We start from the raw sequence: 14,388 nt of genomic DNA, 5'->3' as shown, positions 1-14,388 counted from the left end.
CCAGCGTCATGGCCCTGGCCATGGACAGCTTCTGAGCCGGCGGCCGAGGTGCTTTGAAAACCGGAGCTGCCGGCGCAGTGCTGGTCTGCGCTGCAGCTCGATTCATATCAAGAATTACACAGGAGATATATGTCCAAACTGCCACCCACCCTGAAAAAGCTGGCCTTGCCCGTCATCGGCTCGCCGCTTTTCATCATCAGCAATCCCAAGCTGGTCATCGAGCAATGCAAGGCCGGCATCGTGGGCTCCATGCCCGCGCTCAATGCGCGCCCGGCCGAGCAGCTCGAGGACTGGCTGGCCGAAATCACCGAAACCCTGGCCGCGTGGGACAGAGCCCATCCCGACCAGCCTTCGGCGCCGTTCGCCATCAACCAGATCGTGCACAAGAGCAATGACCGGCTCGAGCACGATATGCAGGTCTGCGCCAAATACAAGGTGCCCATCGTCATCACCTCGCTGGGGGCGCGCGAGGACGTGAACCAGGCCGTGCACAGCTGGGGCGGCGTGGTGCTGCACGACATCATCAACAACAAGTTCGCGCGCAAGGCGATAGAGAAGGGCGCTGACGGCCTGATCGCCGTGGCGGCCGGTGCGGGCGGCCATGCGGGCGTGAAGAGCCCGTTTGCGCTGGTGCAGGAGATCCGCCAGTGGTTCGACGGTCCGCTGGCCCTGTCGGGCTCCATCGCCTCGGGCGGTGCGATTCTGGCGGCCCAGGCCATGGGCGCGGACTTCGCCTATATCGGCTCGGCCTTCATCGCCACCGACGAGGCGCGTGCCGTGGATGCCTACAAGCAGGCCATCGTGGCGAGCAGCTCCGACGACATCATCTACAGCAATCTGTTCACCGGCGTGCACGGCAACTATCTGGCGCCATCGATACGCGCGGCCGGCCTGGATCCGGAAAACCTGCCCGAGTCCGACCCCAGCAAGATGAACTTTGGCGGCGGTGGGGCGCAAAAAGCCTGGAAGGACATCTGGGGCTGCGGCCAGGGCATAGGCGCCATCGACAAGGTGCAGCCCACGGCGGAGCTGGTGGCGCGCCTCAAGCGCGAATACGCGGAGGTCAGGACCCGCCTGCTGGCAGCCTGATCGCATGCGAGCCAGCACGGACGGCGCCTCAGGGCGCCGTTTTTTTTGGCTGTTGCGCTCTTGATGCGGCTCAGGCGCGGCGCCGGGCCGCGATTCATTCGCGGCGCATTTGATGCACGTCAATGTCGTCCAAGTCCTGCAAGCGGCTTTGCAGGATGAAGTCATGATGATCGTCAAAAGAAGAGTAAGATTACTTTAATTTCAGTAAATACTGAAAATTAAGAAATGACTAGTACTTCGTCCTCCGCTACTGCTGCTGCCTCCGGTCCGATTCAGGATTCCACGAGCGAGCTGATCCGTCGCCCCGGGGCTGGAGCCCTGTGGCAGGTGCTGGCGGCGCTGGTCTGGCTGCCCCAGGCGGGCCTGCTGGCCCTGGCCGTGCAGTCCATGGCGGATGAGGCGGGCGTGGCCGGGGTCTGGCCCATGGCCGCGGGCGTGCTGGGGCTGGGGCTGATGCGCGCCTGGCTCGACGGCCATGGCGGCTGGCTGGCCAATCGCGCGGCGCGTGCGCAGCTCAGCAGCCTGCGCGCGCAGGTGGTGCGGGCGCTGGCCCAGGCTTCGCCGCTGGACCGCGCGCGCGCTGCGTCGGGCCAGGCCGCCAGTGCGGTAGCCGAGCAGGCCGAGGCCATTGTTCCCTGGCTGGCCCGCTACCAGAGCGCCATGTGGCGCGTGCGCATCCTGCCGCTGGCCATCGTCGCCGCCGTGGCCGCCCAGTCCTGGCTGGCGGCCTTGATCCTGCTCGTGGCCGCGCCGCTGATTCCGCTGTTCATGGCGATTGTGGGCTGGCGCGCCAAGGCTGCCAGCGAAGAGCAGATGCTGCAGCTAGGCCATATGAATGCCTTCCTGCTCGACCGTCTGCGCGGCCTGAGCACGCTGCGCGCGCTGCAGGCCGTGGACCTGACGGCCCGGCGCCTGCGCCGCCATGCCGAGAGCCTGCGCACGCGCACCATGCGCGTGCTGCGCATCGCCTTTCTTTCCTCGGCCGTGCTGGAGCTGTTCTCGGCCCTGGGCGTGGCCATGGTGGCCGTCTACATAGGTTTTCATCTGCTGGGCACGCTGTCCTTTGGCGCCTGGGGCGGCAAGCTGGGCCTGGGCCAGGCCATGTTCGTGCTGCTGCTGGCGCCGGCGTTTTTCGAGCCGCTGCGCGATCTGTCCGCGGTCTGGCACGACCGTGCTGCGGGCGAGGCCGCACTCCAGACTTTGCAGGAGCTGCAGCAGCAGGCCCAGCCCCTGCTGGGTGCAGCCGCGGCGCTCGCGGCAGATCGGCTGCCCACTCAGCCCCTGTCGGTCGCCGTGGCCGATCTCATCGTGCAGGCGCCGGGCGCGCAAACCCGGCTGGCGCCGGTATCCCTGCAGGTGCGGCCCGGCGAACATGTGGCGCTGTGGAGCCCCAGCGGCAGCGGCAAGTCCGTGCTGCTGGCCCAGCTGGCGGGACTGCTGCCGGTGCCGCAGGGCGAGATCCGTATCGGCGCTCGCCGGCTGGACGAGCAAAGCGCGGTCGAGCTGCGCGGCCGCATGGCCTGGATGGGCCAGCAGCCCCATGTGTTTGCGGGATCGGCGGCGCGCAACATCGGCCTGGGCCGCGAGCTCGGGGCCGAGCAGATTGCGGCCGCCACCGCACAGGCGGCGCTGGACCAGGTGCTGGCTCAGCGTCCGGCCATGAGCCTGGGCGAGGGCGGCGCCGGCCTGTCGGGCGGCGAGGTCGTGCGGCTGGCGCTGGCGCGGCTGGCGCTCAAGCCCGCGGGCCTGCTGCTGGTCGACGAGCCCACGGCCCATCTGGACCCGGAGACCGCCGCCCAGATCGCAGAGGCGCTGCGGCGCATTGCCAAGGGCCGCACCCTGCTGGTGGCCACCCATGATGCGCAGCTGGCCTCGCGCATGGACCGCCTGATCGAGCTGCCCCTGCTGGACGATGTCTGCCATCCGGCTCCCGAATCCTGCGAGGTGAGCGCATGAGCCGCAATCTGCAGGCCCTGGGCCAGGTCATGCGCGCACTCGGCCGCATGGCGCCGTGCCAGCTGTGGCTGGGCGGAGCCGCGCTGGCGGCCTTGACGGTGCTGATGGGCATGGCCTTGCTGGGGCTGTCGGGCTGGTTCATCACGGCCACGGCGCTGGCCGGGCTGGTGCCGGCCACGGCTCTGGTGTTCGATGTGTTCATGCCTTCGGCCGGCATCCGCCTGCTGGCCGTGGGCCGCACCGGCGCGCGCTATGCAGAGCGCCTGGTGACCCACGATGCCACGCTGGCCGTGCTGGCCGCACTGCGTGAAACGCTGTTCCGCAGCTGGGCCAGGCCGCAGGCCGCACGCCTGCTGCTGCAGCGTCCGGCACGCGTGCTGCAGCGCCTGACCTCGGACGTGGATGCTCTGGACAACCTCTATCTGCGCCTGCTGGTGCCGGCGGTGTCGGCCCTGGGTGCGGCCCTGCTGCTGGCCCTGGCCTATGGCTGGATGCGCTGGTGGCTGGGCCTGCTGGCCTTGCTCTGGCTGCTGCTGGCTGGCTGGGGGATTGCGCTCTGGCTGGGTCTGCGCAGCCGCCATAGCGCGGTGCGCCGCGCCATGGCCCTGGAGGCCTTGCGCATCCAGGCCGTGGATCTGGTCGCGGGCCAGACCGATTTGCTGATGGCCGGAAGACTGCCGGCCCAGATGCAGCAGCTGCTGCGCAGCGATGCGCGCGGTGCCGCCGCCGACGCCCGGATTTACCGCCTGGAAGCCGCTGCAACCAAGGCCTACGGAGCGGTGTCTGCTATTACTTTGAGTAGCGCCGTGATCCTGATGGCCTGGCTGGTGGAGCAGCGCAGCATTGGCGCGCCCGTGGCCGCTCTCGGCATTCTGCTGGCGCTATCGGCCATGGAGCCGTTTGCGGCCCTGCGCCGCGGCGCGGCCGAGGCCGGGCGCACCTGGCTGGCCGTGCGCCGCCTGGGGCCGGCCCTGGTCGCCGATGCGGTTCAGGAGCCGGTCCCGGCCCGGCCCGAGGATGCCGCCGTGGAGCTGCGCTCCGTGCGGCTGCGCCAGCTCGGGCCCGTGAGTCTGAAGCTGCATGCCGGCGAGCGCGTGCTGCTGATGGGCGCCAGCGGTGCGGGCAAGACCACGCTGCTCAACGCGATTGCGGGCGAGCTGCCCCTGCTGTCGGGCGAGCTGCTGGCCCAGCGCTGCAGCTGGATGACCCAGAGATGCGAGCTGTTCCAGGACAGCCTGCGCGACAACCTGCGCCTGGCCGACCCGCAGGCCGGCGATGAGCAGCTATGGGCCGCGCTAGCGGCAGCGGGCCTCGAGCCGGACGTCATGGCTTTGCCACAGGGGCTGGACACCATGCTGGGTGAAGGTGGCCTGGGTCTGTCCGGTGGGCAGGCGCGGCGGCTGGCGCTGGCGCGGCTGCTGCTGAGTCCCGCGCCCTGCTGGCTGCTGGACGAGGCCACCGAAGGCCTGGATGCGGCCACCGCGGCGGACGTGCTGCGGCGCCTGGAGCTGGCCGCGCGGGGCCGAACCCTGATTTTTGCCACGCACTGGCAGCGCGAGGCCGGCATGGCCGACCGCATCCTGCGTCTGCACGCCGGACGCGTGGTGGGTGAGGCCAGGCGCGGCACGCCCGAATTTGACCAGGCTATCGCCGGTCTGCGCAGGGATGCGCAGCCGGTGCCGGATTTTCCAACTTGATTTTTGAAGTACCGAGAGAAAGGATCTGACCATGGACCTCGATATCGTCGATTTATCGCGGCTGCAGTTCGCGATAACGGCGCTCTACCACTTTCTGTTTGTGCCGCTGACGCTGGGCCTGTCGATTCTCATCGCCATCATGGAGACGGTGTATGTGATGACGGGCCGCGCGATCTGGCGCGACATGACCAAGTTCTGGGGCGTTCTGTTTGGCATCAACTTCGCCATGGGCGTGGCCACCGGCGTGGTGATGGAGTTCCAGTTCGGCATGAACTGGAGCTATTACAGCCACTATGTGGGCGACATCTTCGGCGCGCCGCTGGCGATCGAAGGCCTGATGGCCTTCTTCCTCGAAGCCACCTTCGTGGGCCTGTTCTTCTTTGGCTGGGATCGCCTCTCCAAGGTCAAGCACCTGATGGTCACCTGCCTGATGGCCATAGGCACGAATTTCTCGGCGCTGTGGATTCTGGTGGCCAATGGCTGGATGCAGAACCCCGTGGGCGCCGCATTCAATCCGCAGACCATGCGCATGGAGGTGACCGACTTCTTTGCCGTGTTGACCAACCCCGTGGCCCAGGCCAAGTTCGTGCACACGGTCTCGGCCGGCTATGTGATGGCCTCGCTGTTCGTGCTGGGCGTGTCGGCCTGGTATCTGCTCAAGGGCCGTCATATCCATCTGGCCAAGCGCTCGATGACGGTTGCGGCCTCCTTCGGCCTGGCGGCCTCGCTGTCGGTGGTGGTGCTGGGCGACGAGTCCGGCTATCTGTCTTCCGAACACCAGAAGATGAAGCTGGCCTCCATCGAAGCCATGTGGGATACCGAAGCCGCGCCCGCATCTTTCACGGCCTTCGGCTTTCCCGACCGTGAGGCGCGCGAAACCCATTTCGCGGTGCACATTCCCTGGGTCATGGGCCTGATAGGCACGCGCTCGCTGACCACCGAAATCCCCGGCATCAACGATCTGGTCAAGAACGCCGAGGGCTATATCCGCAACGGCATCGACGCCTACGATGCGCTGCAGACCATACGCGCCGCCAAGACCGATGCCGCGATTCCCGCCGAGGCGCGGATGCGCTTCGAGAACAACGGCCCGCACCTGGGCTACGCGCTGCTGCTGATGCGCTATGTGGACGATCCGCGCAAGGCGAGCGACCAGCAGATCCACCAGGCGGCCATGGATACCGTGCCGCCCGTGGGCCCGCTGTTCTGGACCTTCCGCATCATGGTGGCCCTGGGCATGTTCTTCATCGTGCTGACGGCGACCTTTGTGGTGCTGTCCGCGCGCCACAAGCTCGATGCCTATCCCTGGCTGCTCAAGATTGCAGTGTTCGCGATTCCGCTGCCCTGGATCGCCGCCGAATGCGGCTGGGTGGTGGCCGAGTTGGGACGCCAGCCCTGGATCATCGAAGGCGTGCTGCCCACGGCCATGGCCGTCTCCAATCTGGGGGCGACCACGCTGCTGCTGACCATTGCGGGCTTTGTGCTGATCTATACCGTGCTGCTGGTCATCGAGCTCAAGCTCATGGTGCGTGCCATCAAGAAAGGCCCCGAGCATGAGAGCGAGCCGCATCTGAGCTTTTACGAACCCATGATCGAGAAGCTGGCCCGCGCCCGCTGAGCGCCAAGCAAGGAGTATGAGCAAATGATCTTGCATGAACTGATTACGTACGACGTGTTGCGCGTCATCTGGTGGCTGTTGCTGGGCGTGCTGCTGGTGGGCTTTGCCGTGACCGACGGTTTCGACCTCGGGGCCATGGGCCTGCTGCGCGCCACGGCCAGGACCGATGTGGAGCGCCGTGTGGCCATCAACTCCGTGGGCCCGGTCTGGGAAGGCAACCAGGTGTGGCTGATTCTGGGCGGCGGCGCCATTTTTGCGGCCTGGCCGCAGCTGTACGCGGTGTCCTTCTCGGGCTTTTATCTGGCCATGTTCGCGGTGCTGGTGCCGCTGATCCTGCGCCCCGTGGCCTTCAAGTTCCGCAGCAAGCATGAGGATGCAGCCTGGCGCAACCGCTGGGACTGGGTGCTGTGCATCACGGGTCTGCTGCCGTCGCTGCTGTTTGGCGTGGCCGTGGGCAATGTGATCCTGGGCGTGCCTTTCCGCTTCGGCGACGATCTGCGCATCTATTACGAGGGCAGCTTCTTCGGCCTCTTGACTCCGTTTGCGCTGCTTTGCGGCCTGGTGTCGCTGTCCATGCTGCTCATGCATGGTGCGGCCTGGCTGGTCTTCAAGACCGAGGGCGAGGTCTCGGCGCGTGCCGCACGCTACGGAGCCCTGGCCGCGGTGCTGACCACGCTGCTGTTCGCGGCCGCCGGCCTGTGGCTGGCGACGGGCGTCAACGGCTATGTGATCACCAGCGACATCAGCCCCGTCGGCGTTTCCAATCCGCTGAACAAGACGGCGGCCGTGGCCGCCGGGGCCTGGATGGCCAACTTCAAGTCCTATCCGCTGCTGTGGCTGGTGCCGGGCGTGGGCCTGGTCATGCCGCTGATCGTGGCCCTGGGCCTGCGCAGCCGCCGCGAGTGGCTCAGCCTGCTGGGCAGCGGCCTGGCCATTGCCGGCATCATCCTGAGCGTGGGAGCGGCCATGTTCCCCATGATCCTGCCTTCTTCGCTGGATCCGCGTTTCAGCCTGACGGTCTGGGACTCGTCCTCCAGCCATGTGACCTTGTTCATCATGCTGGTCTGCGTGCTGATCTTTCTGCCGCTGATCCTGATCTACACCAGCTGGGTGTACTCGGTGCTGCGCGGCAAGGTGGATCCGGTGGCCATCGCCACCGGCCGCGGCCACTCGTACTAATCGGAAAGGACTGAATATGTGGTACTTCTCTTGGCTGCTGGGCCTGCCTTTGGCCGCAGGCTTTGCCGTGCTCAACGCCATGTGGTTTGAACTCACCGACGACGAGGCAACCCGCAAGCGGATTCTGGAAAAGACCAGCTCTCTGCCCGAGGCCTGAGCGGCCCAGGCGGAAGCTTGAGGCGGGAAATAGCCTCTGAAAAGCCCGTCCGGTTGCGGAACCGGCCGGGCTTTTTCGTGCCCCCAATAAAAAAGCCTGCGCGGGGCAGGCTGCTGGATGGTGAGCCCGGGGCCTATTCCCTGGCTTCCTTGCGCGACGCGCCGGTGATCTTGTCCTTGAGGTCCAGCAGGCGCGTGACCGCCGAGCCCATGCCCATGAGCTGCATGGCGGTCTCGGGCGAGAGGCGCTGCACATCATCGAACCAGCTCATGAGCTTGTCGATGAGCTCGTGCATGTCGCGCATGCGCTGCTGGGCATAGCGGTCCGCATCGGAGCTGGCTTCCTCCATCATGGCGGCGCGCAGCATGGACTGTGTGGGCTCGATCTCGCGGCGGCGGCGCTCCTCGGCCAGGCGCTTGAAGATTTCCCAGACATCCTGGGGGGCCTGGAAGTACTCGCGGCGGTCGCCGGGTTGATGGCGCAGCTGGACCAGCCGCCAGGCCTGGAGCTCCTTGAGGCCCATGCTCACGTTGGAGCGCGAAAACTCCAGCGTCTCGGCGATCTGGTCGGCGTTCAGTGGTTCGGGCGAGAGAAACAGCAGGGCGTAGATCTGCCCCACGGTGCGGTTGATGCCCCAGCGGCTGCCCATCTCACCAAAATGCGAAACAAATTGCCGGCTCAGCTCCGACAGTGGTTTGGCTTGCGTCATGGCCTCCATTGTGCCTTTGCGCGGGGCTTGGGGCGCAGCTCGGCGTCCGGCGGACCTGGGTTCCGGAGCCGGGCTTTGATGAAGTTTTTGTTGCTTGTTTCATAAAACTTGCAATGCCGTCAGCAAAATGTTGGCAATCGGCGCAAAATCGCGGTCTCGTTTGTTTAGGTGTCGGGTTTCTGACTTTGCCTTTCAAGGCTTGGCCCCGGAGCTCACTCAGCTGCGGAGCGCTTGGTGCGCTCGGCGGCCATGATTAGATGGCAAATAGTTCAATATCCTCTCACTCCCGCAGCGCGCTGCTCGACTGCACCAAGGGACTGGCCTGTGCCGCCATCGTGTGGCATCACCTGGCTTTTTACGGTCCCATGTCCGATGTGGCCCACCCCGTCATGCCCGAGGTGCTGGACTGGCTGTACGAGTACGCGCGCATGGCGGTGCAGATCTTTCTGGTGATCGGCGGCTTTCTGGCCGCAGCCAGTCTGGCCCCGCTGGGCCAGGCCCGCTTCGATTCGCCCTGGTCCAAGATCGGCAAGCGTTTCGTGCGCCTGGTCGTGCCCTATGCGGTGGCGCTGGTGGTGACCATCGTCATCTCAGCGGCCATCCGCCCCTGGTTCGATCACGAATCCGTCTCCGCGGATCCCGACCTCTGGCAGCTGTTTGCCCATGCGTTGCTGCTGCAGAACATCGTGGGCGAGGAGTCCCTGTCCGCCGGTGTCTGGTATGTGTCCATAGACTTTCAGCTGTTTGCGGGCACGGTGCTGCTACTGGCTGCTGTGCGCCGGGCGCAGCAGGCGGTTGCCGCGCGCTGGGGCGGCGAGGCGTTCAAGCGCTGGTGGCCCTGGGCCATGAGCGGCATGCAGGCCCTGGTGGTGCTGGGGACGGCGGCCTCGCTGTTCGGTTTCAATCTGGACGCGAGCCTGGATGTCTGGGCGATCTACTTCATGGGCGCCTACGGCCTGGGCATGATGGCTTACTGGGCCGTGGCCGCGGACAGGCGCGGTGCAGCCTGGAGCTGGGCCATGCTGATTGCCGCGCTGGTCATCGGTGCGCTGGTCTACGAATGGCGTGACCGCATCTTTCTCGCGGGCCTGGTCGCCTTGCTGCTGATCGCCTGCATGCGCACCGAAGGCATTGTTCGCTGGAAGGGCCTGGCGCCGCTGCGCCGCCTGGGCGAGATTTCCTATTCGGTCTTTCTCATCCATTTCTCCATCTGCCTGCTGGTCAATGCCACGGTCAACCATTTCTGGCATGGCTCGGTGACGGCCGCCGTGGTGGGCATGCCGTTTGCTTTCGTGCTGTCGCTGACGGCCGGATATACGCTCTACCAGACCGTGGAGCGCCATGTCTCGTCCTGGAGCCAGGCGCTGCGCTGGCAGGCCGGCCTGATAGGCGCGGGCATGCTGACCACCTTGCTGGCCGGTTTGAGATAAGGCCGCCTAGGGCCCATGAAAAAAGCAGCTTGAGAAAGCTGCTTTTTTTGTGGCTGCTGGTCGGGTTCAGCGGTGCAACTCGCCCGCGCTTTCGGGCTGGAAGGTGATCTCGTCCACGTGCACCGTGACCTGGCCCGTGGGGCTGGGCATCTTGAATTCATCGCCCACGGACAGACCCAGCAGCGCTATGCCCACCGGCGCGAAGATGGAAACCTTGTCGGCGCTGCCGTCCATGTCCCTGGGGTAGACCAGGGTCAGCGTATTCGTCTTGCTGCCTTCGAGGATGGTGAAGCGCACCGTGGAATTCATGGTCACCACATGGGGCGGCATGTCCTTGGGATCGAGCACATCGGCGCGGTCCAGTTCGGCTTCCAGCGCATCGCGGCCCGGAAAGCCGCCGCTAGTCTTCTCCAGCAAAGCCTCGATGCGTTCCAGATCCAAGGATGACAAAGTGATGTGGGGCTTGCGCTCCATGGTGTGACTCCCCTGAGAGGTGGTGTGTTGGCGCTTTGGCGTCGCGCAAACGGACAAAAGCCCGGGCAACGGTGTTGTCCGGGCCAAGGCATTCAGAAAAGCACCAACTTGGTGCGTTGCAGCTATTGTCACGGCAATGGCGCAAAGCGCCAAGCCATCTCGCACCCCGGCAGTGCGGAATGCGATCACCGGTTGCTATGAGCCAGAGAGCTTGCTACGCATGATGGATAAGGGTGAGGCCGCTTTGGCTATGAATCGAGTGAGCCGGCCACAAGCCATTGACCCGTTCGCCGCCAAGGTCTGTGCTCAGAATCTTGTTCAAATAACTGTATTTTCGTACAGTTATTTCATGCCAAAAAGCCCTGACGATCATGATCCAGACCAGGCCGATACCCAGGTGTATCCGCTTCGGCCTCTGCACGCCATCAAGGGGCGCGGCTCGGCCAGCCAGATCACCCAACGCTTTGCGCGGGACCGGCGAGAAGCTTTTGACGATGGCTGGGGCGATGAGGAAGAGGAGCCCGCGGCGCTGCGCACCACGCTGGAGTGGGAGCAGGCCAAAACGGCGCTGAGCCGCCATGGCTCGCCCGACCTGCCGTTTCATCTGGGGCTGAACCCCTATAGAGGCTGCGAACACGGCTGCATTTACTGCTATGCGCGGCCCACGCACAGCTATCTGGGCTATTCGCCGGGGCTGGACTTCGAGACGCGACTGATCGCCAAGCAAAACCTGACCGAAGTGCTGCGTGCCGAACTGTCCCGGCCCGCCCATGTGGCCGCGCCCATCATGCTGGGCTCGGTCACCGACTGCTACCAGCCCGTGGAGCGGGAGCTGGGCTTGACCCGCCGCGTGATCGAAGTGCTGGCGCAGGCCAGGCATCCGTTTTCCATCGTCACCAAGGGCAGCGGCATAGAGCGCGATCTGGACCTGCTGGTGCCTTTGGCGCAGCGGCATCTGGTGGCGGTCTATGTCACGCTGACCAGCTTGCAGCCCGAGCTCGCGCGCCGGCTCGAGCCGCGCGCCGCGGCGCCGCACCGGCGGCTGCGCATGATCAGGACGCTGAGCGAGGCCGGCGTACCCGTGGGCGTGAGCCTGGCGCCGCAGATCCCGTTTTTGAACGACGACCTGGAGCAGGTGCTGGCCGCGGCCCATGAAGCGGGCGCCCGCCAGGCTTTTTATGCGGTGCTGCGCCTGCCCTGGGAGGTCGCGCCCCTGTTCGAGGAATGGCTGCAGCTGCATTACCCCGACCGCGCCCAGCGCGTGCTGGAGCGCGTGCGCGATCTGCATGGCATAGACGAGGAAGCCAGGGCCGCAGGCAAGGTCTATGACAGCCGCTTCGGCCAGCGCATGAAGGGCACGGGAGCCTGGGCTGACATGCTGGCCCAGCGCTTTGCCTTGGCCTGCCGCAGGCTCGGGCTCAATCGAGAGCGTGTCGAGCTGGACTGCAGCCAGTTTCATCCCAGCCTGCTATCGGCGCAGCAAAGCCTGTTCTAGGGACAGCCATAGGACCGGACCATATGTGCCGGTAGTGCCGGAATCATGAAAATTCAGGAATTCATATTTTCTATGCGATGAAATAAAAATATCTCTATGAAATATATATTTCGGTAATTGAATATTTGCGTTTTAAATAAATTAAATTTGTTTTTAATTATTTTAATTGATGAATTTTCTTCAAAGTGGTTTATGAGATTGGTTGATTATTTTTTTGCGGTATCTATGGCTTTTCATTTAATCAGCATCGCTGAAAAGCCTTAACTGCCGCCGCAAAACCATCTTTGCCGAAACGCGCCGTTTTTTGGCATTGCATGCCAGGTCGGTGTGACCCGATGTGTCGGCTGACTTCTGCGGAATAGCCTGATGGCGTGAACTCCGCACATACCCGATTGACGCGGATCAATCGAGCCCATACAAAGATGCTGCCGGATCAAGGCTTCTGTTTTCGGATTCACCAGTGGGTTTGCAATGAATCAGCTCAGCGTTCGCAATATCAGTCTCAAGAAATATGCCCAGGTGGCAGGCGATCTTGGTATTGATCAATCACGCATGTTTCGACAATTCGGTCTGGAACCCAGCTGGATGCAGGCTGCGGAAATCCGGGTGCCGGAAACCAATTTTGCGCATCTGCTGCAATCCACCTCCGAGGCTGCCGATAATGCGGCCGTGGGCCTGTTAATGGGCGCTCTGTGGAAACTCTCCGATTTCGGCTATCTGAGCCTTGCGCTCCAGCATCAGCCCAGCCTGGGCCGCGCGCTTGCCACGCTGGCCGAATATTCGCATCTGCTGAGCAGCACCATCTGCGTCAACGTCGTGCGGCAGAACAATATCGCCATCATTCAGCTGCATCTGACCACGGGCCGCGAACAGCCCGGCCGCCATCCGGTGGAGCTGGGCATGGCGGTGTTACAGGCCCTGTGCCGCCACCAGCTCGGAAGCCATTGGCGCCCGATCAGCACGCATTTCACCCATGACGCGCCGTCCAGCACCGCGCAGCACCGGCGCATCTTTGGCTCGGATCTGGTCTTCGATTCCGATTTCGACGGCTTGGTGCTGTCCTGCGCCGATCTGGACAGGCTCAACCCCGGCTATGACGCGAGCATGGAGCAGTATGCGCGCCACTTTCTCGACACCATGGCGCCGGCGCAGGCCCGGGCCGATCTCGAGCAGCAGGTCAAGCTGGCGATTCAGGCCCTGCTGCCCCATGGGCGCTACAGCATCGCCCAGGTCGCCAGTGCCATGGGTTTCAGCACGCGTTCGCTGCAGCGCAATCTCGAGAGTTCCGGCACCAGCTTTCAGCTGGCGCTGAATGCGGTGCGCAACCAGACCGCCGTCCGTGCGCTGAGGAATCCCCGCCTGTCCATCAACGAGGTGGCCATGCAGACCGGTTTTGCCGAGAACAGCTCGTTCACGCGCTGGTTCAATGCAGAATTCAAGCAAAGTCCCAGCAGCTGGCGCACCGCGAATCTGGCCGGTGCCATCGTCAACTGAAGTTCGCTCCGGGCCCGAAAAGCACGAGGCCGGAGTCATGGCGGCTCCGGCCCTGTGCTTCGGGCGCCGGGTTTACTGCGGCTGGTAGTCTATGGACTTCAGCAGTGCCTGCTGGCGCTGATAGGCCTGCTGCAGATCTTTCATCAGCGCTTCGGGCGTGGCGTCGGTGCCGGATTCCATGCCCATCTCCCTGACCCTGGCCTCGACCTGGGGCTGCTTGAAATACTGCAGCGCGATGTTCCTGACCCGGGTCTGCACCTCGGCCGGGATATCGGGCCGCGACCAGACGCCGAACCAGCTCACATCGGCCAGCTGCGGATAGCCGAGCTCCTTGAACGTGGGCACCTCGGGCAGCTGCGCCATGCGCGTGGGGTAGTTCACGGCCAGGGCCTTGATCTTGCCGCTCTTGATCAGCGGCAAAGAGGTGGTGAGCCCGTCCATCATGAGCCGTATATGCCCGCCCATCAGGTCCGTGAGCGCCGGCGGCGAGCCCTTGTAGCCCAGGTGCTTCATATTGATGCCCAGCAGCTGGCCCAGCAGCATGCCCGAGGTGTGGCCGCGCATGCCGGTGGCATAGGAGGCGAAGTCCAGCCCGTCGGCCTGCTTTTTGCCGTAGTCGCTGAGCTGCTGCAGATTGTTGGCCGGGAAATCCTTGTTGGCCACGAGAACCATGCCGTTGCGGCTGAGCTGGGCCAGCGGCATCAGGTCCTTGAACGGCTGGTAGTGGACCTTGTAGGCCAGCGGCGTTTCGCTGACGATGCCGCCCTGTATCAGCAGGAAGGTGTGGGCGTCCTTGCCGTTGTTGAGCAGATCCGTCACGGCCAGCACTCCGGCGGCTCCGGGCTTGGACTCCACGATCACCGGCTTGCCAAGCTGTTTTTGCAGGCCGTCGGCGAGCAGGCGCGCCAGCGAGTCCGCATTGCCTCCGGCCGGCCCGCCCACCACCAGGCGAATGGGCTTGCTGGGCCAGACCGAAGCTTGTGCGCTGGCAGAAAACGAGACCGCTGTGCCCGCCACGGTCAGGCAGGCTCCGAACGCCACGGCCATCCATTGCATTCCTTGATTCATCGTCATCCCCTTGATGCGTGGG

General features: G+C 64.7%; 12 protein-coding genes. 9 read left to right on the top strand and 3 right to left on the bottom strand.

Annotated elements, in window-relative coordinates:
* Nucleotides 1-129: 129 nt before the first annotated feature.
* The 6 genes from AB6724_RS20640 (at nucleotide 130) to cydX (ending at nucleotide 7,696) form a co-directional block, all read left to right on the top strand.
* Entirely contained in the window at nucleotides 130-1,089 is a 960-nt protein-coding gene (locus tag AB6724_RS20640; protein WP_369340422.1) for an NAD(P)H-dependent flavin oxidoreductase, read from the top strand.
* A 225-nt stretch (nucleotides 1,090-1,314) separates the two neighbouring features.
* The gene (gene cydD, locus AB6724_RS20635) at nucleotides 1,315-3,045 is read left to right on the top strand and encodes a thiol reductant ABC exporter subunit CydD (RefSeq protein WP_369340421.1); all 1,731 of its coding nucleotides are present in this window, start codon (nucleotides 1,315-1,317) and stop codon (nucleotides 3,043-3,045) included.
* Nucleotides 3,042-4,742, top strand: coding sequence for an amino acid ABC transporter ATP-binding/permease protein (locus AB6724_RS20630; protein WP_369340420.1), 1,701 nt, complete (start codon nucleotides 3,042-3,044; stop codon nucleotides 4,740-4,742). The genes cydD and AB6724_RS20630 overlap by 4 nt, the downstream gene beginning before the upstream one ends.
* A gap of 31 nt (nucleotides 4,743-4,773) precedes the next feature.
* Nucleotides 4,774-6,360, top strand: a complete 1,587-nt coding sequence (locus AB6724_RS20625) for a cytochrome ubiquinol oxidase subunit I (protein WP_369340419.1) — start codon at nucleotides 4,774-4,776, stop codon at nucleotides 6,358-6,360.
* A 24-nt stretch (nucleotides 6,361-6,384) separates the two neighbouring features.
* Entirely contained in the window at nucleotides 6,385-7,539 is a 1,155-nt protein-coding gene (gene cydB, locus AB6724_RS20620; protein WP_369340418.1) for a cytochrome d ubiquinol oxidase subunit II, read from the top strand.
* 16 nt (nucleotides 7,540-7,555) lie between these two features.
* Nucleotides 7,556-7,696, top strand: a complete 141-nt coding sequence (gene cydX, locus AB6724_RS20615; RefSeq protein WP_369340417.1) for a cytochrome bd-I oxidase subunit CydX — start codon at nucleotides 7,556-7,558, stop codon at nucleotides 7,694-7,696.
* A 133-nt stretch (nucleotides 7,697-7,829) separates the two neighbouring features.
* On the opposite strand, the gene AB6724_RS20610 is transcribed toward cydX, so the two are convergent.
* On the bottom strand, nucleotides 7,830-8,414 hold the full coding sequence (locus AB6724_RS20610) for a GbsR/MarR family transcriptional regulator (protein ID WP_369340416.1): 585 nt from the start codon (nucleotides 8,412-8,414) through the stop codon (nucleotides 7,830-7,832).
* A 248-nt stretch (nucleotides 8,415-8,662) separates the two neighbouring features.
* Between AB6724_RS20610 and AB6724_RS20605 the strand changes: the two genes are divergently transcribed.
* On the top strand, nucleotides 8,663-9,835 hold the full coding sequence (locus AB6724_RS20605; RefSeq protein WP_369340415.1) for an acyltransferase family protein: 1,173 nt from the start codon (nucleotides 8,663-8,665) through the stop codon (nucleotides 9,833-9,835).
* A 66-nt stretch (nucleotides 9,836-9,901) separates the two neighbouring features.
* Here the strand turns inward: AB6724_RS20605 and rnk are convergent, their stop codons facing one another.
* On the bottom strand, nucleotides 9,902-10,309 hold the full coding sequence (gene rnk / locus AB6724_RS20600; protein WP_369340414.1) for a nucleoside diphosphate kinase regulator: 408 nt from the start codon (nucleotides 10,307-10,309) through the stop codon (nucleotides 9,902-9,904).
* A gap of 349 nt (nucleotides 10,310-10,658) precedes the next feature.
* Between rnk and AB6724_RS20595 the strand changes: the two genes are divergently transcribed.
* Entirely contained in the window at nucleotides 10,659-11,804 is a 1,146-nt protein-coding gene (locus tag AB6724_RS20595) for a PA0069 family radical SAM protein (RefSeq protein WP_369340413.1), read from the top strand.
* Between the two features lie 471 nt (nucleotides 11,805-12,275).
* Complete coding sequence (locus tag AB6724_RS20590) at nucleotides 12,276-13,298, top strand: AraC family transcriptional regulator (RefSeq protein ID WP_369340412.1); 1,023 nt, start codon at nucleotides 12,276-12,278, stop codon at nucleotides 13,296-13,298.
* Nucleotides 13,299-13,370: 72 nt separating this feature from the next.
* Here AB6724_RS20590 and AB6724_RS20585 read toward each other — a convergent pair whose 3' ends face one another.
* On the bottom strand, nucleotides 13,371-14,366 hold the full coding sequence (locus AB6724_RS20585; RefSeq protein WP_369340411.1) for a tripartite tricarboxylate transporter substrate binding protein: 996 nt from the start codon (nucleotides 14,364-14,366) through the stop codon (nucleotides 13,371-13,373).
* Nucleotides 14,367-14,388 lie beyond the last annotated feature (22 nt).

The organism is Comamonas guangdongensis, from assembly GCF_041079535.1.
Classification (GTDB): Bacteria; Pseudomonadota; Gammaproteobacteria; order Burkholderiales; family Burkholderiaceae_C; genus Comamonas; species Comamonas guangdongensis.
This window is presented reverse-complemented; position numbering and strand designations above follow the sequence as displayed.